Source organism: Cupriavidus sp. OTU4054 (assembly GCF_038440175.1).
In the GTDB taxonomy this organism is placed as follows: Bacteria; Pseudomonadota; Gammaproteobacteria; order Burkholderiales; family Burkholderiaceae; genus Cupriavidus; species Cupriavidus pauculus_D.
Genome location: NZ_JASATF010000004.1, coordinates 14,893 through 40,309, shown reverse-complemented (window position 1 = coordinate 40,309; position 25,417 = coordinate 14,893). Strand labels below are relative to the sequence as shown.

21 protein-coding genes and 1 pseudogene are annotated in these 25,417 nt (G+C 63.2%); 12 read left to right on the top strand and 10 right to left on the bottom strand.

From position 1 onward, the window contains the following. Positions 1–206: 206 nt before the first annotated feature. The 7 genes and pseudogenes from AAHB16_RS06670 to AAHB16_RS06640 form a co-directional block, all read right to left on the bottom strand. Positions 207–2,489, bottom strand: a complete 2,283-nt coding sequence (locus tag AAHB16_RS06670) for a xanthine dehydrogenase family protein molybdopterin-binding subunit (RefSeq protein ID WP_342050418.1) — start codon at positions 2,487–2,489, stop codon at positions 207–209. Next, on the bottom strand, positions 2,486–2,974 hold the full coding sequence (locus AAHB16_RS06665) for a (2Fe-2S)-binding protein (RefSeq protein ID WP_342050417.1): 489 nt from the start codon (positions 2,972–2,974) through the stop codon (positions 2,486–2,488). Before AAHB16_RS06665 ends, AAHB16_RS06670 begins: the two co-directional genes overlap by 4 nt. Further along, complete coding sequence (locus tag AAHB16_RS06660; RefSeq protein ID WP_342050416.1) at positions 2,971–4,260, bottom strand: c-type cytochrome; 1,290 nt, start codon at positions 4,258–4,260, stop codon at positions 2,971–2,973. The genes AAHB16_RS06665 and AAHB16_RS06660 overlap by 4 nt, the downstream gene beginning before the upstream one ends. Before the next feature lie 384 nt (positions 4,261–4,644). Then, complete coding sequence (locus tag AAHB16_RS06655; RefSeq protein WP_342050415.1) at positions 4,645–5,586, bottom strand: GlxA family transcriptional regulator; 942 nt, start codon at positions 5,584–5,586, stop codon at positions 4,645–4,647. Between the two features lie 37 nt (positions 5,587–5,623). Next, entirely contained in the window at positions 5,624–7,066 is a 1,443-nt protein-coding gene (locus AAHB16_RS06650) for a TolC family protein (RefSeq protein WP_342050414.1), read from the bottom strand. Positions 7,067–7,075: 9 nt separating this feature from the next. After that, positions 7,076–10,243, bottom strand: a pseudogene (locus AAHB16_RS06645) (efflux RND transporter permease subunit). A gap of 37 nt (positions 10,244–10,280) precedes the next feature. Continuing rightward, positions 10,281–11,534 (bottom strand): efflux RND transporter periplasmic adaptor subunit, encoded by a 1,254-nt coding sequence (locus AAHB16_RS06640; RefSeq protein WP_342050413.1) that lies wholly within the window; start codon positions 11,532–11,534, stop codon positions 10,281–10,283. A gap of 206 nt (positions 11,535–11,740) precedes the next feature. On the opposite strand from AAHB16_RS06640, the gene AAHB16_RS06635 reads away from it, so the two are divergent. Genes AAHB16_RS06635 through AAHB16_RS06625 form a run of 3 tightly spaced genes read left to right on the top strand, consistent with a single transcriptional unit; the run spans position 11,741 to position 13,450 of the window. Next, positions 11,741–12,061: a DUF3817 domain-containing protein gene (locus AAHB16_RS06635; protein WP_342050412.1), complete on the top strand. Its 321-nt coding sequence runs from the start codon at positions 11,741–11,743 to the stop codon at positions 12,059–12,061. Further along, entirely contained in the window at positions 12,058–12,474 is a 417-nt protein-coding gene (locus tag AAHB16_RS06630) for a CopD family protein (protein WP_342050411.1), read from the top strand. Before AAHB16_RS06635 ends, AAHB16_RS06630 begins: the two co-directional genes overlap by 4 nt. A 19-nt stretch (positions 12,475–12,493) precedes the next feature. Next, a complete protein-coding gene (locus tag AAHB16_RS06625; RefSeq protein ID WP_342050410.1) occupies positions 12,494–13,450 on the top strand; it encodes a GlxA family transcriptional regulator in 957 nt (318 codons plus the stop codon). Positions 13,451–13,522: 72 nt separating this feature from the next. Here the strand turns inward: AAHB16_RS06625 and AAHB16_RS06620 are convergent, their stop codons facing one another. Continuing rightward, positions 13,523–14,425: a LysR family transcriptional regulator gene (locus AAHB16_RS06620; protein ID WP_342050409.1), complete on the bottom strand. Its 903-nt coding sequence runs from the start codon at positions 14,423–14,425 to the stop codon at positions 13,523–13,525. Positions 14,426–14,563: 138 nt separating this feature from the next. Here AAHB16_RS06620 and AAHB16_RS06615 point away from each other — a divergent pair, with 138 nt between their 5' ends. The 8 genes from AAHB16_RS06615 (at position 14,564) to AAHB16_RS06580 (ending at position 22,690) form a co-directional block, all read left to right on the top strand. Next, complete coding sequence (locus AAHB16_RS06615; RefSeq protein ID WP_342050408.1) at positions 14,564–15,550, top strand: 2Fe-2S iron-sulfur cluster-binding protein; 987 nt, start codon at positions 14,564–14,566, stop codon at positions 15,548–15,550. Positions 15,551–15,616: 66 nt separating this feature from the next. Beyond that, a complete protein-coding gene (locus AAHB16_RS06610; protein WP_150371737.1) occupies positions 15,617–16,876 on the top strand; it encodes an aromatic ring-hydroxylating dioxygenase subunit alpha in 1,260 nt (419 codons plus the stop codon). A 1-nt stretch (position 16,877) separates the two neighbouring features. Then, entirely contained in the window at positions 16,878–17,351 is a 474-nt protein-coding gene (locus AAHB16_RS06605; RefSeq protein ID WP_109581055.1) for an aromatic-ring-hydroxylating dioxygenase subunit beta, read from the top strand. A 10-nt stretch (positions 17,352–17,361) separates the two neighbouring features. Further along, positions 17,362–17,676: a non-heme iron oxygenase ferredoxin subunit gene (locus AAHB16_RS06600; protein ID WP_109581056.1), complete on the top strand. Its 315-nt coding sequence runs from the start codon at positions 17,362–17,364 to the stop codon at positions 17,674–17,676. Between the two features lie 13 nt (positions 17,677–17,689). Further along, positions 17,690–19,141, top strand: coding sequence for an NAD-dependent succinate-semialdehyde dehydrogenase (locus AAHB16_RS06595; RefSeq protein WP_342050407.1), 1,452 nt, complete (start codon positions 17,690–17,692; stop codon positions 19,139–19,141). Positions 19,142–19,171: 30 nt separating this feature from the next. Next, complete coding sequence (locus AAHB16_RS06590; RefSeq protein WP_109582658.1) at positions 19,172–19,981, top strand: coniferyl-alcohol dehydrogenase; 810 nt, start codon at positions 19,172–19,174, stop codon at positions 19,979–19,981. A gap of 91 nt (positions 19,982–20,072) precedes the next feature. Next, entirely contained in the window at positions 20,073–21,440 is a 1,368-nt protein-coding gene (locus AAHB16_RS06585) for an MFS transporter (protein WP_191002207.1), read from the top strand. Positions 21,441–21,580: 140 nt separating this feature from the next. Further along, complete coding sequence (locus AAHB16_RS06580; protein ID WP_342050406.1) at positions 21,581–22,690, top strand: porin; 1,110 nt, start codon at positions 21,581–21,583, stop codon at positions 22,688–22,690. A gap of 79 nt (positions 22,691–22,769) precedes the next feature. On the opposite strand, the gene AAHB16_RS06575 is transcribed toward AAHB16_RS06580, so the two are convergent. Both AAHB16_RS06575 and AAHB16_RS06570 read right to left on the bottom strand, forming a co-directional pair. Further along, positions 22,770–23,291: a hypothetical protein gene (locus AAHB16_RS06575; RefSeq protein WP_109581060.1), complete on the bottom strand. Its 522-nt coding sequence runs from the start codon at positions 23,289–23,291 to the stop codon at positions 22,770–22,772. 37 nt (positions 23,292–23,328) lie between these two features. Beyond that, positions 23,329–24,204, bottom strand: a complete 876-nt coding sequence (locus tag AAHB16_RS06570; protein ID WP_342050405.1) for a hypothetical protein — start codon at positions 24,202–24,204, stop codon at positions 23,329–23,331. Between the two features lie 271 nt (positions 24,205–24,475). Between AAHB16_RS06570 and AAHB16_RS06565 the strand changes: the two genes are divergently transcribed. After that, positions 24,476–25,375: a LysR family transcriptional regulator gene (locus tag AAHB16_RS06565; RefSeq protein WP_109581062.1), complete on the top strand. Its 900-nt coding sequence runs from the start codon at positions 24,476–24,478 to the stop codon at positions 25,373–25,375. Positions 25,376–25,417: the final 42 nt, after the last annotated feature.

Genomic DNA, 25,417 nt, shown 5'->3' with positions numbered 1-25,417 from the left:
TTGAGCTGCACGAGGTCTCCGGGGGCGCAGCGACGAGCTCCGCAAGATCCGGAACTCGTTGTCGAAATTGATCAACCCTTTGCGGTTGACGACATCCCTAAGGCTTCTACGGTCAGAAAGCACTCTGAGCGGGAGTTCAGGCGAGCAATGGCCTCATCGATTTAACGGTGCGACCGTATCCGGGGATACGGCGAAAATCCAATCGGCTAAGACCCGATCAACTTGCTGCGCAGGCCTTCGCCCGCCAACGGCATATCGCGAAGCCGAAGTTTCGTGGCATCGAAGATGGCATTGCCAAGCGCGCCCGCCGTGGGACCCATGGGCGCTTCGGCGACGCCCAGAAACGGCGACCCCGGACGGTCAATAAGGTGAACGTTGACTTGGGTCGGCACGGAGGAGAACCGCATGATCGGATACGTCCCCCAATCGAAACTGCGCAAACCATTGGCGTCGAACTTCAGTTGTTCATAGAGGGTCCAGCTTGCCGACTGAAGGATGCCGCCTTCGATTTGATTGCGGACCCCATCAGGATTGACGATCTGCCCGCAATCAACAGCGGCTTCTGCATGAACGAGTCGGACCTTTCCAGTGTCCTTCTCAATCGCGACCTCCAGCGCAATCGCCATATAAGCCATGATGTTCTTGTACTTTCCGAACGCGAAGCCGTAACCGTGGCCAGGTTTGCGTTGTCGATCGCTCCAGTCGAACTTGCTGGCGGCAAGACGGATGACATCGACAGCTCGCGGGTCGTCCATATGTTTTAGCCGGAACGCCACCGGGTCTTGGCCGGCCGCCACGGCAAGCTCATCCATGAAGGTCTCGATCGTGAAGACGTTCATGTGAGCCCCCAGCGACCGCATCGCGGAAGTCCGAAGCGGCATGGTGGGCGAGAAGTTGTTCACGATATGGCGCTTCGGCAGACGGTACAGCGGGATGGCGTTCCGATCGCCGCCGCCCTCTGGCTGCGTCATCGGCACAGACGGCGCAGGCTTGAAAGGCTTCGCGAGCAGCGTGGCCGGCAATAGTCGCCCCGCATTGACGACTCGCTCATTATGAGAGCTGCTCCATAGCGCATAGTCCCAGTTCACGATCGTCCCGTCCGCCGACAGCGATGCCCGGACTTCGGTGACCATCGCCGGTGTGTAGTGATCCCAAACGTGCTCCTGATCGCGCATCCACTGAACGCGCACGGGTCGGCCGGGAAGCGCTCGGGCAATCCACGCGGCATGCGCGGCGGCATCGTCGGCGCCGTTGTGTCCATAGCATCCGGAGCCGACGACATGGATGCAGCGGATTTTCTCCTTGTCCATCGAGAGCATTTCCGCCAGGCCATCGCGAAGGGGATACACCCCCTGAGAATGCGTCCAGACGGTCAGCGTGCCGTTGTCGAGGTGAGCCACGGCCGCGGACGGACCGATCGATCCATGCATCAGGTATGGCTTGGTGTAGGTCGCCGAAAGCGTCTTCACCGCTTGGGGCATCGCCGCACTGTTGTCCGCGATCACGATGCGCTCGGTGGCAATTTCCTTGAGCTGCGCGTGTATGTCCTGGGGGCGTGGCAGGCTACGGCCCTTACCCCATTGGCATCCGGCAGACAGCACACGCTGCGCCTGCACGGACTGCCACTCATGCTGCGCGACAACGGCTAGCAGGTTGCCGTCGCGTAGCACGGCTACAACGCCTGGCATGGCGCGCACCTTCGTTTCGTCGACGGCTAGCAATGGCGCGCCGTAGACGGGAGGGAGAACCACTCGGGCGTGCACCATGCCTGGGAGCCTGAGGTCCTGCACATAGCTCGCCCCACCGGTCACCTTCGCCGGAATATCGGTGCGCGGCATCGACTTGCCGATTACCGTGAACGATCCGGGTTCACGCAACGGCGATGCAACCTTGGCGGTGACATGGAGGTTGACCGTCGGCAGAAGGTCGGCAAAGCTCACGGAGCGGCCATCCCGCGCGGTGATCCGGGCGTCGGCCACCGTCAGCGTGGAGACATCCACTCGAAACTTTCTGGCCGCTGCGTCGCTCAGCAACCCACGTACCTGTGCGGCGGCATTGAGCAATGCGCTCCCGCTGTCCGCCATCGTATGGCTGCCGGCTGTCAGTCCTTCATCCGGCGATCGCGCGGTATCTGCCGTGAGGAAGGTGATCAGATGGGGGGCGATCTGTAACTCTTCGGCGGCTACCTGGTGCAACGCGGTCCGTACACCGGTGCCGAGTTCGACCTTGCCCGTGTAGACCGTGACGTGATTGTCGGGCGAGACCTTGATCCAGGCGTCGAGGAAAGGGTTGGTCTTGAGGCTACCCGCCAGCCGTTCCGTCTTTGCCCCGACCCGGACCGCCGCGCCCTCATCGGCAAGAACCAGCTCCGCCAGAGCATTGCTCGCGGGCAACAAGGAAAAGCCCACTACCAGCGAGCCGGACATCATCAAGGCGCGGCGCTTCGGGCTCTCGACATGATCCTCGTTCTGATCGTCGTGATGGGTCATTGCTTGCTCTCCGGCTTCGACTGTGTTGTCTCGGGGGCGAGGCTTGCGGCACGGATCGCCGCCAGGATCCGCATATGTGTTCCGCACCGGCACAGGTTGGGTTCCATGTGCTGAAGAATCTCTGCGTCGGTCGGGCGCGGATTGCTTTCGAGCAGGGATTGGGCACGCATGATCATCCCTGCAATGCAATAGCCGCACTGCGCTGCCTGGTGGTCGATGAATGCCTGCTGGAGCCGCCCAGGCTTGTCGGCGGTGCCAAGGCTTTCAACGGTCCTGATAGCGCCATCGCCGACTGCAGCGACTGGCGTGAGGCATGAGAAGGTCGGCTTGTTGTCGACGATTACCGTGCATGCGCCGCACTGGCCCATGCCGCATCCGAACTTGGCGCCATTGAGGCCGAGGTGGTCGCGGAGGGCATATAGCAGAGGGGTCGCAGGATCGATATCGAGGGCGTGCCTGGTGCCATTGATTGTGAGGTGGATCATCGCGATTGGTCTCCCTTCCGAATGTCGGCCGCGGTCTGCACGACATCCTTCCAGGGCGGCTGGTCGGTATAGGTCGCGCGTAGATAGTTAGCGATGTCGGCTACCTGGCGATCATTCAGCATGTGTTTGAACGGCGGCATGTAGTGCACCTCCCGCTCTCCTTGCCATTGCACGCCTTCCAACATCATTTGCACGGTATTGCGCGGCGTGGCAGCATTGACCGTGGTGCTTGTCGCGAGGCTCGGCCGTTGACCAAGGCTTTGCATGGGCGAGTTCTCACCGTGACATGCCGCGCATGCGGCCGAGAACAGGACCGCGCCTCGCTGGATGGAGGTCTTGTCCGCACCGGCATGATCGGGCGGCATAACGTCGCGGGTGCGCGGCTTCTGTAGCGATAGAAGATAGGTAGCGATGGCGTCCACATCCTCCTCGGGCACGGTGGCCAACTCTTGCGTGACCGGCAGCATCGGGCCGGCGGCGGCGCTGTGCTGCGATGACATGCCGGTACGCAGGTACGCGATCAACTGCGATGTCGTCCACGGGTGCGGCGACGAGGTAAGGGTGTTGAGCGAGGGTGCTTCCCAACCGTCCACCACGCCGCCATCGAACGCCTTCCCCCACTGTTCGCCGCCAATCGGGTTGAGAGGGGTGTGACATGCTGCGCAGTGGCCAAGCCCGTTCACCAGTTCGCGGCCGCGGTTCCATTTGTCATCGCGAGACGCATCCGTGGGTTCCGGGCCTTCTCGCAGGAACAGGACGTTCCAGAAAGCGACGAGCGGCCGGAAATTGAGAGGGAAGATGAGGGCGTTGTCGGGCGCCTTGCTAACGACCGGGTCGCGTTGCATCAGAAAGGCATACGCGGCGGCGATGTCGCCGTCCGACATCCGCGTGTAATGTATGTACGGAAATGCGGGATAGAGCTGATGGCCGTCCCTCGAGATGCCACGGCGCATGGCGCGGGTGAAAGCCTCGAGCGACCATGACCCAATGCCCGTCTCCGCGTCCGGCGTAATGTTGGTGGTGTAGATGGTGCCGAACGGGGTAGCAAGCGGCAGGCCGCCCGCGTAGGGCTTGCCGCCCGGTGCCGTGTGGCAGACCGCGCAATCACCGAGCGCCGCGACTCGCGAGCCATGCAGGACCAGTTGTCGGTCGAATGAGGACGGCACGGGAGGAGCCGTCGGAGCGATCGCTTTTTCCCACGTCAGATAGATCGAGACGGCGACGGCAACGATCGCCGCGGCCGCCGCGAAGGTCAGTAGTGGGAAGAAGCGATGTCGGGCTTTCATCGTTGTAGGGGTCCCGTTAGGTTTAGGAATGGCTCCTGCAATGCTAGGGATGCGGGTCGGTTGCGACAATGGACTGGTGGGTTCTATTCATTAACACCAAGGTCTAGATCCATTGAGACTTGATGTCCAGCGTGGCGCTCCTTCGAAGAGGCGCTGAAGTGAACCGACGAAGGGTCCGACGAAGCGAAGGGACCGACGACGCGAAGCATTCCAGGAGTGCGTCAATGTACGAGACGCATCGGCGCAGCACTATCATCTGGCGACGCAACACAGTTTTCGGCGCCGCGCAATGCACGATGCCGATTTCTGTGGGTCATGAACGTGGCGCTCCACGAGCCCGTCACGCATCCGCCTGCATGCGCGTCGAGCGGGATTGCGCCGGCGCTACGGTTGCTTGAATCGCTTCCTATAGGCCGAAGGTGTCAGGCCGACTACGCGCTGGAAGCGAGCGCGGAACGTGATGGTTGAGTCGAAGCCCGATGCTGAGGCCACCTGATCGACACTGGCGTCGCTCGTCTCCAGTAACTCCTGCGAGCGGCGGATGCGTTGCCGGATCAGCCACTGGATGGGCGTCGTCCCCGTTTGGTCATGGAAGCGGCGCGCGAAGGTCCGCGGCGTCATCCTCGCCTTGGCCGCGAGCGTGGGGACGTCGATGGGCTTGTGAAGATTCTTGAGCATCCAGTCGCAGAGCGGAGAGAGGCTCGACGCATTGTCGACCACCGGCTGCCGGATGAACGCGGCCTGTCCGCCATCGCGATGAAGCGGCGCGACGGCGAGCCTTGCCGCCTGCACGGCCATTGCCTGGCCATAATCACGCCCGACCAGATGCAGGCACATGTCCAGGCCCGCCGAACTGCCGGCGGACGTCACGATGTTGCCCTCGTCGACGAACAGGACATCGGTGTCCACGGTGAGGGCGGGATAACGTCGTGCCAGTTCTCCCGCCGCCGCCCAATGGGTTGTCGCGCGATGGCCGTCCAGCAGTCCTGCTTCGGCGAGCACGAAAGCACCGGTGCAGATCGAGGCGACCTGTGCACCGCCCTCGAGCGCGCTCCTTAACGTCCTGGAAGCACCTGGGGAGAGCCGCCGATCGATATCTTCCACGCCAGGCACGATGATGCGATCCGCCGCGAGTGCGTCCTCCAGCTTCCACGGCGCCCGGATATCGAAATGCCCGCCGGCATCCACCCGCGTCGTTTCGCCGCACACCATCACGCGGTATGCAGGCTTGCCATCGGCAAGCACAACGCGGGAGAACACATCGCAGGCGATGCCGAGGTCGAATGGCACGACACCTTGAAGGGCCAGCACGGCGACGGTTATCAAAGCATCTCCTTGGATATGACCGGACAGCGGGAACGTTCTACATTGTACGCAGCGGCTCAGACGCCCATCCGCCCCCCAGCGCCCGGAACAGGTCCACCTGTGTGTTGGCGATGCGTTCCTCTGCATCCGCCACCTGCGCTTGCGCGTCAGCGAACGTGCGCTCCGCATCGAGCAGGGCGAGGCTGTCGCTGCGTCCCTCGCGCTGTTGCGCGCGGACAATGCGTGCGGCGCGATCGGCCTGCTCGCGCGCCGCAGCGAGGGCGGTGCGCTGGTCGACGGCACGGGCATAGTTCGATAGTGCGGTTTCCGTCTCGGCCAACGCCTGGAGCACGCTGCCATCGAATGTCGCAAGCGCGCCCGCGCTGTCCGCCTGGGCGGCCGAGATACGCGCGCGGATGCGTTCCTGATTCGGGAACGACCACGAGATGCTGGGTCCCGCGAGCCATCGAAGCGGGCCGGCCCCGAAGAAGTCCCCCGCGCCGAACCCTGTCGATCCGATTGACGCGCCAAACGATATGCGCGGATAGAGGTCGGCCGTCGCTACGCCGATCCGTGCGGTCGCGGCGGCCAGTCTCCGCTCCGCGGCGCGGACATCGGGCCGCCGGGCGAGCATCGATTGGCCGTCGCCGACGGGAATGGGCATATCGAGTGCCGGTAACGCGTTGAGGTCTGCTGCGGCGTTGAGGTCTGCTGCGTCGGCGGGCAGCTCTCCTGGCGCGCGGCCGGTCAGGACGGCGAGCCGGAAGAGCGCCGCCTGCCGCTCGGCCGCGATGACCGGGATGCTCGAATGTCGCTGTTCCCGCAGCGCGGCGATTCGGGCGGTGTCCAGCGATGTCGCCATTCCCGCTCTCTCGCGGCCGTTCATGACACGCAGTGAGCGATCCAGCAGCGAGACGATCCGCTGCGCAACGGCAAGGCGCTGCGCAGCGCCGGCCGCGTTGAGGTACGCGCGCGTAGTGTCCGCCACGATGGCGACCTTGACGGCATCCCGGTCGGCTTGCGCGGCTTCGAAGTCGCCGCGTGCGGATTCGACGCCACGCCTCACCCGGCCGAACAGATCGATTTCATAGGCGATGCCAAAGCCCGCGTCGACGAGCGTGTGTTGACGATCCTGTCCGGGTAGCGCCTGGACGGCTGCCTGTCTCTGGCGGCTGGCCGTCGCATCGAATTCCGTGCCCGGATAGCGATCCGCGCCGGCATCGCGCAACATCGCGCGCGCGCGTTCCAACCGGGCGACGGCAACCCGGACATCGATGTTCGCAGCTAACGCGTCTTCGATCAGTCGATCGAGGATGGGGTCGCGATAGAGTCGCCACCAATCGTCATGGGCTGGGCCTTGGTCATAGAGCGCAGGCGCCTCGCCGGCGGTGAAAGCGCCCTGGGCATTGACCGGCACGCCTGGGGACACATAGTCGGGGCCGACGGCGCATCCGGTCAGGGCGAGTGCGAACAGGCAGAGCAGTGGCTTGAGTCGTTTCATGAATGCACCTCAATCGGCATGCTGCACTGGCGTGGGCCCCGCTATCCGGCGGCCGGGGGACAGTCGTGCGCCAAGGGCACGGCATACGACGTAGAAGGTCGGCGTATAGAGCAGCCCGAATCCGGTGACACCCAGCATGCCAAAGAACACCGCGGTCCCCAATGCCTGCCGAAGCTCGGCGCCGGCACCCTTGGCAACCAGCAATGGCACCGCGCCGAGAATGAATGCGAAGCTCGTCATGAGGATCGGCCGCAGGCGCGTTTGCGCTGCACGTACGGCCGCGGCGACCGGTGTCAGGCCCTCCTGTTCTTCCGCCTGGCGGGCAAACTCCACGACCAGAATTGCATTTTTGGCTGCGAGGGCGATTAGTACCACGAGGCCGATCTGCGTCAGGACGTTGTTATCCATGCCGCGGAGCTGGATGCCGATCATCGCGGCAAGCAGACACATCGGAACGATCAGGATGATGGCCAGCGGGAGCGTCAGGCTTTCGTATTGCGCGGCCAGCACGAGAAACACCAGCACGACAGCGAGCGCGAAGACGAGCGCAGCCGTGTTGCCGGCGATCTTCTGCTGATACGCGATACCCGTCCATTCTGTGCCGTATCCGCCCGGAAGCGTCTCCGTGGCCAGGCGCTCCATGGTAGCGAGTGAGCGTCCGGTGGAGGAGCCGGGCGCGGTGTCGCCGTCGACCTCTACCGCGGGGAACAGGTTGTAGCGGACAACGCGATATGGTCCCGTTTCGTCATGGAACGTGGCAACCGAGCCGACGGGTACCATCGCGCCTGCCGACGACCGTGTCTTGAGGTTGGCAATATCGGCCGTGGTGGCGCGATGCGCCTGGTCGGCCTGCGCTGTCACGCGGAACGTGCGGCCGAGCAGATTGAAATCGTTCACGTAGGCCGATCCAAGGTAGACCTGAAGCGCTTCGAACACACGCTCTGATGACACGCCCAGCATCTCGGCCTTGCGCCGGTCGATATCCGCGAAAATCCGCGGCGTCAGCGTATTGAAGAAGGTGTACACCTGCGACAGGCCCGCGGTTGCATTGGCTTTTGCGATGAGTTTTCCGGTTTCGCTGCCGAGTTCCTGATAGCCGTGGTCGCTGCGATCCTGCACCATCATTCGATAGCCACCTGCGGAGCCGATGCCATCGATCAACGGCGGTGGAATGACCATGACACGCGCGCCATCGATGTCCGCGGTCACTTTGCGTGCTTCCTCGAGAATGGCATCGGCATGACGCTGCCGCTCCTCGAATGGCTTGAGGGGGATAAACGCCGTCGCAGCGTTCGGCGAGTTGGTATTCGAAGCTGCATCGTAGCCGGGCAGCATAATCGTGCCCCGCACGCCCTCGATCGTCAGGAGCCGACGCGATACGTCCTGCAGCACGGCGTCCGTCCGGGACAGCGACGCGCCTGGCGGCAACTGCACCACCGTGATCAGATAGCTCTGGTCCTGCGGCGGAATGAAACCGGTCGGTGTCACCCAGAACAGCGCGAGAGTGGCCATGATGAGCCCGCAATAGGACAACATGACCCGCCTGGGGCGGGCGACCATCCATGCGGTCAGCCGTCCGTATGCGGCGCTGAAGGTGTCGAAGCATCGGTTGAACGCATCGCCCGCACGATGCAGCGCGCGGATGACCCGGTGATCGGCGGCCTTTGTCTCATGGGTGCGCAGCAGCTGCGCCGCGAGCGCGGGCGACAGGGTGAGCGAGAGGACCAGCGAGATGATCGTAGCGCCCGATATGGTCAATGCGAACTGCTTGTAGAACGCGCCCGACAGTCCATTGAGAAAGAGCGTGGGAATGAACACTGCGCAAAGGACCAGCACGATGGCGACCAATGCGACCGAGACTTCGTCCATGGATCTGCGCGCGGCCTCGAGCGGACTGAGCCCGAGCCCGAGATTGCGCTCGACGTTCTCGACCACCACGATAGCGTCATCGACAACGATCCCGATGGCGAGCACAAGGCCGAACAGGGACAAACTGTTGAGACTGTAGCCGGCGACAGCGAGGAGGGCGAAGGTGCCGATAAGCGACACCGGGATTGCGACGACGGGAATGATTGCCGCGCGCCAGCGTTGCAGGAAGAGGAAGATGACAAGCACCACGAGCGCCGCCGCCTCCAGCAGGGTATTACGGACTGCGGCGATAGATTGCGCGATGAACTTTGTGGAATTCCACATGATGCGGTATTCGAGCCCATGGGGAAACGACTTCGCGGCCTCCTGCATCACGCGCTCGACGGTTTCCCCGGTCTCGAGGGCGTTCGTGCCCGGTCGCTGGAAGATGCCGATCATGATTGACGCCTTGCCGGAGAGATAGGCATTCGTGCTGTAGTCCGCGGCGCCAAGCTCGACGCGTGCCACATCCCGCACCCGAATTTGCCGGCCGTCCGCGTCGGTCCGGACGATGACGTCGGCGAACTGGTCCGGTTCGGAGAATCGGCCTTGCGTACGCACGTTCAGCTGGAACGCATCGGCGGATGCGCTCGGCGGTTGTCCGAGCGCGCCGGCGGCGACCTGTACGTTCTGCGCGCGCAGCGCGGCCACGACCTCGCCGGCGGTCAGATTGAGCGAGGCCGCGCGGTCCGGGTCGATCCATACACGCATCGCGAATTCGCGGCTGCCGAAGATGATGGCGTCTCCGACGCCATCGATCCGGCTGAGCCGGTCGCGTACCTGCGTCAGGGCGTAGTTCGAGATGTAGTCCTGATCGAAGATGCCATCCGGCGACACGAGGTTCACCGCCATCAGCGCGCTAGGCGCCGTCTTGCGGGTGGTGACACCGAGGCGCTGCACGGCTTAGGGCAATCGCGGTGTCGCGGTGGCGACGCGGTTCTGCACGAGCATTTGCGCCGCGTCGAGGTTGGTGCCGACCTTGAAGGTCACCGAGATCGCTACCTTGCCGTCGCCAGTCGACTGGCTCGAGATGTAGAGCATGTTGTCGACGCCATTGATCTCCTGCTCGATCGGCGCCGCGACGGTTTCCGCCACGGTCTCCGCGGAGGCGCCGGGATATGTCGCGGACACGACAACAGTCGGTGGAATGATGTCCGGATATTGGGAGACCGGTAGTCGGAAGTAGGCGATGGCGCCGACAATGGTAATCACGACCGCCAGGACTGCGGCAAAGATCGGCCGTGTAATGAAGAAGCGCGACAGGCGCATGGGTGCTTTCCTAGGGAAATGGCCAATCAGGCCGCCATCAGGATGCGAACGTGGCTTCGCCCGATATCGCCGGGGCCGGCGCGGGACGAGCGGGCGCTGCGGGCTCGATGCGTGTCGGTTTGGTCAGCACCTTGCTGCCCGGGGTCGCCATCTGGATGCCGCCGACAACGACGTCGTCGGTCGGGGCCAGACCCGACCGCACGATGCGGAGGCCATCGACTGTGGGGCCCAGCACGACGGGTTTAGCTTCGACAATGCCTGCCTTGGTCACTGTCAGCACGACCTTGCGCGCCTGGTCAGTCTGGATGGCAGCGTCTGGAACGAGCAGGGCTGTCGTGGTGCCGCTGCTGGCCAGACGCATGTTGCCGAACATGCCGGGTGTCAGGAACAGATCTCGGTTGGGCACGACCGCGCGAAGCCGGATGGTCCCGGACCGTGGATCGAGACCGTTGTCGGTAAAGTCGAGCGCGCCGTGCCAGCGGTAATCCGTTTCGTCTTGCAGGCGGACTTCAATCGCCGACGTCTTGGCGCCATCCTGTCTTGCGCGTAGGGCCTTGAGGTAGAGCGCTTCGGACGCCTCGAACACGAAGTAGATTGGGTCGAGGGCGTTGACCGTCGTCAGCAGGGTGCCGCTTGTGCCTTCGCCGGTGGCGACGAGGTTGCCCGGGTCAACGCGCCGGTACGACACCCTGCCGGCGATCGGCGCACGGACTTCCGTGAAATCCAGCTCCAGCAAGCGCGCGCTGACGCGTGCTTGCGCTGCAGCGACGGCGGCAACGCCGGCCTGAACGCGTGCGTGGAGGCGGTCGAGCTCGCTTTTGGAGACGGCCTCGTCGCCGACCAGATTGTCTGCGCGTTGTGCATCCGCTCGGGCCAATGCGAGCTCGCTGCGCGCGCTAGCCAGGTTCGCGTTGGCTTCGGCAAGGGCGGCCGCGAATGGCCGTCGGTCGATGGTAAACAGCAGGTCGCCGCGACGCACGGTCGCGCCATCCGTGAAGTGCACCGCCACGATCTGCCCTGAAACCCGTGGGCGAATGTCAACCGTGCGACTGGGTTCGAATCGGCCGATGTAGGTGTCCCATTCGTTGATCTGCCGTGAGAGCGGGATCGACGTCGACACCGTCGGGGGCGTCATCGCCGCATTGGCGACCGGGGCCTTTCTGACGGATGCGAGGAATGCAATGCCCAGGAGAGCCAGGGCGATGCCTGCCGTCCCTGCCGTTCGCCATAGTGATGTGCGGGGCCGGGAGCCCGATACGGCGTGCTTATTAAGTTTGGTGTGAGTGTTCATCCAATCGTCGATCGATGGTTGCCAAGTCGACCGGCATTTTCACCACCGTGGGGCCAAGGGAGAAAGGACGAACTTCCCTCGTTTCTGGTCATGCGACAGGTGTGGCAGAAAATGATCGTAATTAGTCATTTCTGCCACTCACGTCCTGGCCCGAGTGCGCGATATAAAGCTACGGTTTCGATTCTTCAGACCGGGGGCTTTACTCCATGCAGTCGCCGTCCGTACTTCGTCATCTCGAAATCGCGTCCGTGATCGAGGGCACCACGCTTGTTCTTCTGCTTGGCATCGCCGTGCCGTTGAAGCATCTGGGTGGGTGGCCGATCGGTGTACAGATTCTGGGTCCGTTGCATGGCCTCGCGCTGTTGATTTATCTGTGGATCGCCATACAGGCCGTCTCCGGCGCAGGGTGGCCGCGCCGCGAATTACTACGGGTGTTTCTGCTGGCGGTGCTCCCGCTTGGCGGCTTTTTCAACGCGACATTCATTGCCCGCAAGATCGACACGATAGAAAAGGGGCAGGCCCAATGAGTGCCTTGGCGCTATACCCCTGGATCAAGGCGTTGCATGTCGCCGCGTCGCTGATGTTTACCGCAGGCGTGATAGCTGTGGCGGCGTTTCTGTGGGCTGCCGGCAAAGCCGCGGCAGACGTCGCGCCGATGGCAGGCGCGCTTCGTCGATGGGACAGGGCGGTCACCACACCCTCGATGCTGCTCGTGGTGGTACTGGGGTTCGTCCTCGTCCGATCTGGCGGGTGGTTTGGCGCGCCTTGGCTATATGGAAAGCTTGCCATTGCGCTGCTGGTCGCCGCTGCGCATGGAATGCAAGTCGCAAAACTTCGCCGGCTGGCTGGCGGCGCCGAGGTGACGCGTTGGCGGCTGGGTCCATGGCTAGTCGCGGGATTCGCGTGCATTGCGATGCTGGCCGTGGCGAAGCCGGCATGAGCCAGAGCCCGTGTTGAGTATGGACGCTTCGCTCGCGCTTCGGCATATCGGTTTTTTCGTTTATCCAGGCTTTCAAATACAGGACCTCAGCGGTCCGCTCGCGGCCTTCGAATTGGCGGGGTCCGGCGCCGGCGCGCCGCCATACCGTTGCCACGTGGTGTCCCATGCCGGCGGAGACGTTGCCAGCTCCGGCGGTTTGCGGATCATGACGTCGTTGATGCCATCGACGCTGGATACGCTGCTCGTCGTGGGTGGGGAGGTGTCCGACGATCCGGCCACGCTGCCGGCGATCGACGCACATCTTGCGACCGCGTTACAGAACGGTACGCGGCGCATCGGCAGCGTTTGCACGGGGGCATTCATTCTGGCCAGGGCGGGGTTGCTCGAGGGTCGTCGCGCGACGACGCACTGGAAGCACTCGCGTCAGTTGCAACGGATGTTTCCCGGCACCCGAGTTGAATCGGACCGCATTTACATCAAGGACGGCAATATCTGGACGTCGGCCGGGGTGACCGCGGGCATCGACCTCGCGCTCGCGCTCATCGAGGAGGACCTTGGCCACGCCGAGTCCCTGTCGGTGGCCCGCCACCTCGTGGTCTATCACCGTCGGCCCGGTGGGCAGTCTCAATTTTCCGCGCTGGCGGACATGGAACCGGAGTCGGACAGGATGCGGGAGGTGTTGAGCTATATGCGCGAGAACCTCAATGCGTCCTTGTCTACTGAAACGCTGGCGTCGATTGCCTGCCTCAGTCCGCGCCAGTTCGGACGAACGTTTCTAGCCGAGACCGGCGAGACCCCCGCGAAGGCTGTCGAGCGGCTGCGCGTCGAGGTGGCGCGTCACCGCGTGGAACGGAGTGCCGAACCGATCGAAAAAATCGCCGAGGCAGTGGGATTCGCGGACCCTGAGCGCATGCGCAGGGCATTCATCCGAATCACGGGGCATCCGCCGCAGAGTCTGCGACGGATGGCGGACTAATGTTTGGCATCACCATCTCTCACCTGAGCAGAAGGAAGCGCGAACAGATAGCCCCCTTTGCCTGAAGCCGCCTCATTCGCTGAACGTCTCGAATAGCAGTTCCCGCAGCCACCGGTTGCCGGGGTCGCGCTGATACTTGCTGTGCCAGAACAGGTTGATGGCGATTTCGGGTAGCGGCACGGGGCAGGGTACGTACGAGAGCCCGAACGGTTCGGCGCACCGTTCCGCGAAGCGTTCCGGCACCGTCGCCACGAGGTCCGTCTCATGCAGGATATGGCCCACCGCCACGAAGTGAGGCACGACCAGCCGGATGTCGCGCTCCACGCCCGATCGCTTCATCGTCTCGTCGGCAACACCGTGCCCCGAACCCGCCGAGACTACGACCACATGCTTGGCCGCGCAAAATTCCTCGCGCGTCAGCGTGCCCTTGTCCAGCGCGTGCCCCTTGCGAAAGAGGCAGACATAGCTGTGACGCAGAATCCGGCGCTGCATGAAGCCCGTCTTCATGTCCGGTATCCAGCCCACGGCCAGGTCCACGCGGCCGGCCTCCATCTCGTCGCGTAGATTCACGGTCGCGTTTCGCACCGTGCTGATGGTCACGCCAGGCGCGATCTTCTCGAGCAACCCCGTCAGCGTCGGCAGTATATAAATCTCGCCGATATCGGTCATCGCAATCGTGAACGCGCGCTTGCTGGTCATCGGATCGAACTTGACCTGTTGATTCAGCGTGCTGTGAATCGTGCTGAGCGCGTAGCTGATGGGCTCCGCAAGCTGCTGGGCATAGGGCGTCGGCTCCATGCCACGCGAGGTGCGCAGAAACAGTTCGTCCCCGAGAAGTTTTCTCAGTCTGTTCAAGGCGTTACTGACGCCAGGCTGCGAGATGCCGAGCGTCTCCGCGACCCTGGACGCGCGGCGCTGCTTGAGCAACTCCGAGAATACGAGCAGCAGATTCAGGTCGACGTCCTTCAGATCCATGGTCCTTGGCCTCCTGAGGCGATGGGCTATATCACGCGCAGTGATTCATTGTATTGCTGCCTTTCTATTTATTAATAGCGGGGCTTCTACCAACATTCAGTCCGACAACCCAACACGTCGGACCGAGGTAGACGCAATATGGAGCTGACCGTTCTCCCCACAGACCACAGGATTCCGATCGAATCCGGATCGAATCTGCTCGAGCTGCTACGCAAGCACGGTGTACCCGTGTCATACAGCTGCCTGGCCGGCCGCTGCGGCACCTGCCGCTGCAGGGTCACCGAAGGCAAGGTAGTCGAATCCGGGCGCGACGTACTCTCGGCGTCGGTCAACGACGGCCAGTTCGTGCTCGCCTGCCAGACGACGCTGACAGGCAGTTGTGCCATCGAAATCCCCGAGGCGGACGAGGTGGTCGTGCATCCGGCGAAGCTGCTCAAAGGCGTTGTCACCGGCATTGACGCGCTCACGCATGACATCCGTCGGCTGCGCCTGCGCACCAACAAGCCGCTTTCGTTCTCGCCGGGCCAATACGCCACGCTCCAGTTCGCCTCCGGCCACATCCGGCCCTACTCGATGGCAAACATCGAGGGCGATGACGAGCTCGAGTTCCATATGCGGCTCGTACCGGGCGGTCGCGCTTCGACCTATATCGCCGAGACGCTCAAGGAAGGAGACACCGTGCGCGTGAGCGGTCCGCTCGGCACCGCCTACCTGCGTCGCCTGCACAAGGGGCCGATGTTATGCGTGGCCGGTGGCACCGGGTTGGCGCCAGTGCTGTCGATCGTGCGTGGCGCGCTGGCAGCGGATATGGACAACCCCATCCGCCTTTATTTCGGCGTGCGTAGTCCGCGGGACCTGTACGGCGCCGACATGTTGCGGGACCTCGCAACGAGGCACCCGGGACTCGATGTGCACATCGTCGTCAGCGAGGATGCGGACGGCTCCGGCTATCGCGGTGGCCTGGTCACCGACGCCGTGGCGCAGGACCTGCCCGACCTGACGGGCTGGCGAGCCTATGTCTGTGGGGCCCCGCCGATGGTGGAGGCGGCGCAGATCCTGATGCGGCAGCGAGGATTGCCCCTCGAACGCATCTATGCGGATGCGTTCTACGCAACCGGCATCTAAGACTTTTACCCCCAAGAGAAACAGGGCGCTCCCACGCAAAGGACGCCCTATTCGGAGACGACCGTGATGTCCGAACAACCCATCCAATTTGTCGATCGCAGGGCCTGGAAGCAGGACGGTTCAAGCCGCGTCCCTTTCTGGGCCTACACCGACGACGATCTGTATCGCCGCGAGCTCGATCGCATCTTCTACGGCAAGCACTGGAGCTATGTCGGCCTCGAAGCCGAGATTCCCGAGCACGGCGACTTCAAGCGCACCGAGATCGGCGAACGCTCTGTGATCATGGTTCGCGACAAGGACGGTTCGATCAACGTCGTGGAGAACGTCTGCGCGCACCGCGGCGTCGCGTTTTGCCGCGATCGCAACGGCAACCGCAAGGATCTCGTCTGCCCGTATCACCAGTGGAGCTATGACCTCAAAGGCAACCTGCAGGGCGTGCCGTTTCGGCGCGGCCTGAAGCAGGATGGCAAGGTCAACGGCGGCATGCCAAAGGACTTCTGTCCGGACAACCATGGTTTGACCAGGCTCGGCGTCGCGGTGCGCAATGGCGTGGTGTTCGCGTCGTTCGATCACGACGTCGAGCCGCTCGAGGAATTTCTGGGGCCCGACATCGTGCGGTATTTCGACCGCGTGTTCGACGGGCGCAAGCTGGTGATTCACGGCTACTCGCGCCAGCGCATTCCGGCGAACTGGAAACTGATGCTGGAGAACATCAAGGATCCGTATCACGCGGGTCTTCTGCATACCTGGTTCGTGACCTTCGGACTGTGGCGTGCGGATCAGAAGTCGGCCACGGTGATGGATGTGCACCGGCGTCACGGCGCGATGATGTCGCGCCGCAACTCGGGCGGATCGAGCGCCGTCACGCAGGGCATCACGAGCTTCAAGGAAAGCATGGCCCTGGAGGACGATCGCCTGCTCGACGTCGTGCAGGAAGACTGGTGGGGCGACCACACGGTCGTGATGATGACGCTGTTCCCGAGCGTGATCATCCAGCAGCAGGTCAATTGCATGTCGACGCGCCAGATTATCCCGAGCGGCCCCGATGCATTCGATTTCGTCTGGACGCACTTCGGCTTCGAGTCCGACAGCGAAGAAATGAAACGCCGGCGTCTGCGGCAGGCAAATCTCTTCGGTCCGGCGGGATTCGTCTCCGCGGACGACGGGGAGGTGATCGAGTTCTCGCAGGAAGGTTTCACGCAAAAACCGGGGCAGGAAACGATCGCGGAACTTGGCGGGGTCGACTACGAGAACACCGACCACATGGTGACCGAAGGTTTGATTCGCGGCATGTACGCCTACTGGCGCCGCGTGATGGAGGTATGACGTGCTCGATTTCCCGACTTATTCCCAACTGACCGGACTGTACGCCGACTATGCGGCTGCGCTGGATAACGGCGAATGGGACCGCTGGCCCGAGTTCTTCATGGAAGAGTGTGTCTACAAGCTGCAGCCGCGCGAGAACTTCGACCGAGGCTTTCCGCTAGCGACGATGTCGCTCGAAAGCAAGGGCATGCTGAAGGACCGTGTGTTCGGTGTTCGCGAGACGCTGTTCCACGATCCGTACTATCAGCGGCACGTCGTCGGCGCGCCACGCGTACTGGGCGACGACGGCTCCCTCATTCGCGCCGAGGCGAACTACGCCGTGTTTCGTACCAAGCAGAGCAAGCTCTCCGAGGTCTTCAACACCGGCCGCTATGTCGATGTCGTACAGCGCACGCCGCAGGGGCTCCGGTTCGCATCCCGCATTTGCGTGTTCGACTCCGAGATGATTCCTAACTCCATCATTTATCCGATCTGAGGTATCCGGCGTGACTATCCATTGGCTGGTTGTCGCACCGCGCAGCGCGGTGCCGGAAGGCGACGTCATCGGCGTCCAGATCGAAGGGCGCGATATCGCGCTATATGACGTGGACGGCGAGGTATATGCGACGGACAACGTCTGCACCCATGGCAATGCCCGTCTTTGCGACGGCTTTGTCGACGGACACGAGATCGAGTGTCCGTTGCATCAGGGCAAGTTCGACGTCCGCAACGGTCATCCCACCTGCGAACCCGTGACGGAGAAGCTCCGGACCTACGAGGTTCGTATCGAGGATGGCCAGGTGATGGTCGGAATCGATTGATCGGGACCTCATCATGACGCATTCCAACGACGCGGCATACCACGTGCCGCAGCAGTACATCGACGGCATCTGGCGCGAGGGGACGGCCACCACCGCAACGCGGATCGTGAATCCGGCAACGGAGGCTGTGCTGGGCGAGTTGAGCCACGCATCCTCATCCGATCTCGACGAGGCCATTCTGGCCGCGAAAGCCGGCTTCGCGCTGTGGCGCAAGGTGACACCCTACGAGCGGGGCAGGCTCATCGAGCGAGCCGTGGCGCTGATGCTCGAACGTCGCGAGCACATTGCCCGCCTGATCACGCTGGAGCAAGGCAAGCCGCTCGTGCAGGCGCGCGCGGAAGTCACCGTTGCCGCGGACATGATCAAGTGGTACGGGGAGCAGGCGCGGCGGATCTATGGGCGCATTGTGCCGTCCCAGTTTGCAGGCGCCCAGATCTTCGTGCAGAAGGAGCCGGTGGGTCCATGCGCGCTGTTCTCGCCTTGGAACATGCCGGTGCTGCTGGCAGGCCGGAAGCTAGGCGGTGCACTGGCCGCGGGTTGCTCATGCGTCATCAAGCCCGCGGAAGAGACGCCCGCGGGCGTCGCGGCGATGGTGGCATGTTTTGTCGAGGCCGGCGTGCCCGCCGGCGTGATCAATCTCGTCTTTGGACAGCCCGCCGATGTTTCCTCTCGGCTGCTGGCCTCACCGGTCATCCGGAAGGTCTCGTTCACCGGCTCCGTCGCGGTGGGCAAGCTGCTGGCGCGGCAAGGGGCCGACAACCTCAAGCAGGTGACGCTCGAGCTCGGAGGGCATGCGCCGGTCATCGTGATGGGCGACGCGGATATCGATAGTGCGGTCGCACAGACCGCGGCGGCCAAGTTTCGCAATGCTGGCCAGGTCTGTCTCTCGCCGACCCGCTTCTTCGTTCAGTCGTCTGTCTACGAACGGTTCGTCGATGCGTTCGGCAAATACGCCTCGCAACTGCGCGTCGGCAATGGGCTGGACCCAGAAACGCAAATGGGGCCGCTGGCCAGCGATCGCCGGCTTCTGGGCGTCCAGAGTCTGGTCGACGATGCCGTGCAGCAGGGCAGCACCATCGTGAGTGGCGGCACGCGCATCGGCGATCGCGGGTTCTTCTACGCGCCCACCGTGCTGTGCGATGTGCCCGCCAGCGCCCGCGCAACGTGCGAGGAGGCGTTCGGCCCCATCGCACTGATCACGCCGGTGGCCGATGTCGACGAGGCGATCTCTGCTGCCAATGCGTCCGAACTGGGGCTCGCATCGTATGCATTCACCGATTCCGCCGCCGCGCAGGCGCGTCTGGCCAGCGAGATCGAGGCGGGCGTGCTGGCGATCAACAACATCGCGGTGTCGGTCGCGGAGGCGCCGTTCGGCGGAGTGAAGGACAGTGGCTATGGCTACGAGAGCGGTGAGGAGGGACTCGAAGGGTACCTCCATACCAAGACGATTCACCGGCAGGCCTGACGCCGTTGCCCATACCTATCGATGCAGAACATGAACGAGACCGAATTCCCCGCTCATCGACCCGTTGTTGCCATCACCGGCGCGGCATCGGGCATCGGCGCACAGACCGCCCGGCTGCTGTCCGATCGCGACGCCATCATCATCTCGCTGGATCGCGTAAAGCCGGCATTCGCCGTCGATTACCACATCGCCGTCGATCTGGGCAGCCCGGCGTCGATCGATGAAGCAATCGACGAGCTGCCATCGGGGCTCGACGCGCTATGCAATGTCGCGGGCGTGCCGGGAACCGCCGGCGCGGATCTGGTCGCGCGCGTGAATTATCTTGGGCTTCGCCACTTGACCGAGCGCGCCTTGCCCAGGCTCCGGCGCGGCGCCGCGATCGTAAACGTTGCATCGACGGCGGGTCAGGGCTGGCAGCAGCGGCTGCCCCAGCATCTGGCGCTTGCCCGCACCGAAGGCTTCGCGGAGGGCATGGCCTGGCTCGCGCGCCATCCGGTAACCGACGCGCAGGCCTATCCGTACTTCAAGGAAGCATTGATCGTCTGGGCGATGCATCACGCATCGAAATTCCGCGACGAGAACCATGTACGCATGAACTGCGTGAGCCCCGGGCCGACCGACACGCCGATTCTCAATGATTTTCGCGAATCGCTGGGTCAGGCGAACGTCGAGGATGCGATTCGCCGCGCGGGTGGGCTAGGGCGTCCGGAAGATATCGCGCCGGTGATTGCCTTCCTGCTGGCACCGGAGAGTGCCTGGGTCGTGGGCACAAACATCATGGCGGATGGTGGGCTCGTGTCGTCGCGCCTTCTCGATATGCCATCCGGTCTGGTTCGGTAACGCGGGGCACGCTGCGTAACCTGGGAAAGCGGGGCGAGCCATCGGAGCATGGACGTACCTGCTGAATTTGAAAAACATGGAGGAGACAATCATGGCAAGCCCCCGCATCGATATCCGGACGTTCATCGACGAACGTCCATTCAGCAGATACCAGCTGCTGGTCGTGGCACTCTGCACGCTCATCGTATTCCTTGATGGATTCGATACGCAGGCCATTGGTTTCGTGGCACCAGCCATCAGCAAGGAGTTCCTGATCAGCCGGGCCGAGTTGAGTCCCGTGTTCTCGGCGAGCCTGGTCGGCATGATGCTGGGTGCGTTGGCGGGCGGTCCGGTCTCGGATCGTTTCGGTCGTCGTCCGGTCCTCTTGGCCGGACTTTTCTACTTCGGCGTCATGTCGCTGCTGACGGCGCTTGCCCCTGACGTCAAATGGCTGCTCATTCTCCGGCTGATGACCGGCCTGGGCCTCGGATGCGTGATGCCGAACGCGATCGCGCTGACCAGCGAGTTCGCGCCGGAGCGCGTGCGTGCGACGACCGTCATGCTCATGTTCTGCGGATTCTCGCTCGGCGCGGCCCTGGGCGGGTTCGTCGCCGCAGCGCTGATTCGCGATCTTGGATGGCAGTCCGTGTTCATCGTCGGCGGCGTGCTGCCGTGCCTGGCGGCGGTGGCCGCGTGGTATCTGTTGCCCGAGTCGCCAAGCTTCCTCGTGGTCAGGAATGCGCAGAAGGCGCGCGTGCTACGCATTCTTCGCAAGTTCGGCACGCCCATCGCCGACGACGCCGTATTCACGGTACGAGCCGACGAGAAGCAATCGCAGAAATCACCGGTGCGCCAGCTGTTCGCGGAGAAGCGTGCATGGCTCACGGTGCTGTTGTGGATCGTGTTCTTCATGAGCCTGATGGACATGTACTTCCTGGCCAACTGGCTGCCGACCGTCATCAGCGATACCGGCGTGCCGGTGGAGTCGGCTGCGCTAATCACTTCCATGCTGCAGATCGGCGGTACGGTCGGCACGCTGGTATTGGGGCGCGTATTCGACAGGGTGTCCCCGTTCCGCGCACTCGCGGCGATCTATCTGCTTGCGGCCGTTTTCATCGTACTGGTGGGCGGCGCGGGGCAGTCGGTCCCCATGCTGGTGGTGACGATCTTTGGAGCAGGCTTCTGCGTCATCGGCGGGCAGATCGGTGCCAATGCGCTCGCCGCGCAGTCGTATCCCACGGCCATGCGCGTGACCGGCGTGGGCTGGGCCCTCGGTATCGGTCGAGCCGGCTCGGTGGTGGGGCCCGTGGTGGGTGGCCTTCTCCTCTCCCAGCAATGGGAGGTGAAACATCTCTTCATGGTCGCAGCCGTCCCGGTAGTGATTGCATCGGTCGCGTCATTCGCCATCAGTCTGTCCAAACGGCAGGCGGCGGAGCCCAGGGCGCTCGACGACGCCAGCTCGCCATCCGGCGCGGGCTGATCGCCCACGCGCCGTCCATCGCAGTAGTTCCCGCATGAGCGGGCACCCACAAGAGGTGCCCGTGTGGATGCGCTCGTCCGTGCCACCTCTCATGCCGGCCGAGCCATCCGCGCCATACAACAAAGACAGGAGACATCGAAATGAACCGCTCGCATCTGTTATATCGATCGTTGCTGACAGGCGTTGCACTGGCGGCGACCCCAGTGGCCGCTCTGGCGCAGTCCGTGACGCTGTACGGCGTGATCGACACCGGCGTCGAATACATGAACGGCATTGGTCCGGCACGCCACAGCGTCACCAAGGTGCCAAACCTGACGGGCACCGTGCCGTCGCGCTGGGGCATGCGCGGCACCGAAGACCTTGGTGGCGGCCTCAAGAGCGTCTTCGTTCTCGAGTCGGGCTTTGCGCCCGATGCCGGCACGTCCGGGCAAGGCAACCGGCTGTTCGGACGCCAGGCGTATGTGGGTCTTGCGGACAGCTGGGGCCAGGTCGCGGTGGGCCGGCAATACACGATGCTGTTCTGGGCCACGCTGGATGCCGATGTGTTCGGACCAAACGTCTATGGCACGGGCTCGCTCGACAGCTACCTGCCCAATGCCCGGGCCGATAACGCCATCTCGTACAAAGGAAAGTTCGGAGGGCTGACGCTCGGGGCCACCTACAGCTTCGGGCGGGACAGCGTCAACGCCGGTCCGAGCCCCGTAGGTACCAACTGTGCGGGCGAGAATGCGGCCGACAAGCGGGCGTGCCGCGAATGGTCTGCACTGGTCCTGTACGAAACGTCCAGATTCGGCGTGTCCGCAGCCTACGATTCGTTGCGGGGCGGCCCCGGTGCATTTGGCGGGTTGACGCGCAGCAGTCTTCGTGACGATCGACTGTCGCTGGGCGGCTACATGCTGATCGACCGGGCCAAGCTGGGCGCGGGCTGGATCCGGCGCGACAATCGCGGCAGCGTTACCCCGCGTAGCGATCTCTGGTATGCGGGCGCACTCTACGACATCACGCCAGTCATCAACATCGGCGCACAGGTCAACTATCTGCGCTTCCACGACAGCGGCAACAAGGCGGTTCTATATGCCTTGCGCGGCGTCTACAGCCTGTCCAAACGCACATCGCTTTACGCTACCGCGGGCTATATCGACAACGGCGGCCAGGCCGCGTTCTCGGTCAGCCTCAATGCGGCTGGCGCGACGCCGGGGCCGGGTCGCGGTCAATTCGGGACCATGCTGGGCATCAAGCATACGTTCTGATCGCACTCATTGGCCGCGCCACTACCTGGGTGGATTGAGCGGCAATGGGTCTCGTTACTGCGTAACGATGATCGTAGCTTCAGCCCGGCGGGCCCGCTGGCTTCGATGGTGCGATCAATCTCGGATAAGCGGACGTGTTAGCGATACCGATCGACGAAGTCACGCCGCCGGGTTCGATGGCCGCGACCATGTTGACCAGCGAAAGGTTCAGATTGACCTGCGCAATGACTTCGAGAATGGCATCTTGCCGATATCCCGCGTCCGACATCCGTTGCAGATCATTGCGCAGCGGCACATCCGGGTTGTCGAGCAGGGAGCGCACGAACGCGAGACAGACCGCATCCTTGGCAACATCGCTGTTCCCCATTCGATTGGCGGCCATTTCGACCCCATTGAGGCCTTCGGCGCGACCGCTTTCGCACAGGCCGGCGATCGAGAAGATCGACAAGCCGAGTTGCGCAAGGAAGAGCGTGATGCGCAATGTCGTCTGTCTGCCTAGCAGCCCGTCGTCGGCCAGATCGGAGAGCAGGGCGACGGTGCCGGCGCCGGCCTGTGTTTCGAGCACCTCCGTTACGGCGCGCGCATGATGAGTCGAGTCCATGATGACAGTCACGTGAGCTGCGGTCGTCGCTACGACGCTAGTCGGGCCCGACGCGCAGCATATTGCTGGCAATCGCCGCGGGCGCCGCTGAGATTGGCGCCAATGGCTGGGCAATGTCGCGAAGAATCCATTTGCCCACGCGAAAGTCCCACAAACGAGCCGCCAGATTTGCGTCCGGGCGGACCGACATCGTGCCGGTGAGCTGCAGAATCTGCTTGCGCCCGACGTCAGCGATGCACAGCCCAGCGGCAATCGCCTCGGGACCGCTGGCGCATGCGTTGCTGAAGCTCGGGTCCGCCGGCGCGTCGATACGGAGCGTCGTCTGGTCCGTGACACCGATAAAGCCGGCGGCACCGCTGAATGCGGAGATGACGGGACCGACCGCTGACTGGCAAACGACGTAGGCGCAGTCCGCGCCTCGCGCAATGATCTGGACCGAGCCGCGAAGATCCAGACCGGCGGCGGATTGGACTGGCAAGCATGGGTTCCCCACCTCAAACGATGTTTCATCGAGTCTCGTCGGCGGGGCACCGGCCGATGCCCGGGTGATGACGATTTCCGCGCCTCGCGCATCCACACTCGAGATCTCGCCACCGAGGTGACAGGCCCCGCCGTGCCCCATGGCCCGGATTGCCACCTGATTGTTGTGGCCGACATTTTTCCAGAGCGGATCGTCGTCGTCGCGGTGCCGTTTCGGCACGCTGATCGTCAGCGAAGCGTTGCCGAGTCGCGCAAAGCCGCCCGGCCCGAAGAGTGGGGAGGCCCACAGGTTCCCGGAAGCATCGGTGCTTCCCAACACGACCATCTGTAGCGAGGAAAGGACCAGATCGGGCCTGAGGTTGCGAGCGTCCGTCGTTCTCGGCCCTAATTCCGGAACATTGTTTTGTGAGTGGAATTGACCTTTGTCGCCCATAAAATTCACGCGCGAAATTTAAAGCGGAATATGCAAGAAATCGTTCTATTTTACAATGCTCAGGTCGGCATCTTGTAAGTCTGGACTTCCATAATCGAATAATAAAGGAAGAGGGTTGCTATAGTACGGAATCGTGTTCAATTCAAGTCGCCAGCCAAACGATTGATGTTGGAAAGGTTTCGTGTGTATTGCCGATCCGGAAATTCTGCGAAATAATTTGTAAAACAAGAATAGATGCAGGGTGCAACACATAATTTCGCAGGGAGTAATAATGGATCACGTGCATTTAATGACCGTTTTTGTGGCGGTCGGGGAGGATGAAAGTTTTGCTGGTGCAGCCCGCCGACTCGATCTCTCGCCCGCGGCGATTACTCGCGCGATTGCCTGCCTCGAGGGGCGCCTGGGCGTGAAGCTGCTATTGCGGACGACCCGCAGCGTACGGCTGACCGAGGCCGGCCGGCGTTATCTCGACGATGCCAAAAATATCCTCGCGAGCATCGTCGAAGCCAATGAGGCGGCAGCCGGTATCAACGCGTCGCCAAGGGGGAACTTGTCGGTGACGGCGTCGGTGCTGTTCGGCAAGGCGTTCGTGATGCCGTGCATCGTCCATTTCCTGCGCGAATACCCGGAAGTCGAAGTGTCGGCCATGTTTCTGGACCGCACGGTGAACCTCATGGATGAGGGCATCGATGTGGCCGTGCGGATCGGGAACCTGCCTGACTCGAGCCTTAAAGCTCTGCGCGTGGGGCAGGTGCGTCGCGTGTTGTGTGCGTCGCCGGACTATCTTCGCAAGCATGGCATTCCTCAGCACCCCGCCGATCTGCTGCGTCACACGATCATCGCGGCAACGAGCGTTTCCCGAAGAGCGGAGTGGAAGTTCGGCGCCGCCGAAGAGCCGACCCTGGTTCGCACCACGCCGCGACTTACCGTGACCAGCAATGATGCCGCGGTGGAGGCCGCCGTTGCCGGCGTTGGCATTTGCCGGCTGCTCTCGTACATGGTCTCGGACGAACTCCATAATGGGAGCCTCAAGATCGTTCTGGAGGAGTATGAGGAGACGCCGTGGCCCATTCACGTCGTTCACCGGGAGAGTCGCCTCGGATCCACCAAGGTCCGCAACTTTATCGACCTGCTCGTGCATCGGCTTCGCGCGCATCAACATCTAAATTGAGAGGCCGAAAATCGGCTAAATGCGTTTGCGTTACGCAGTAAC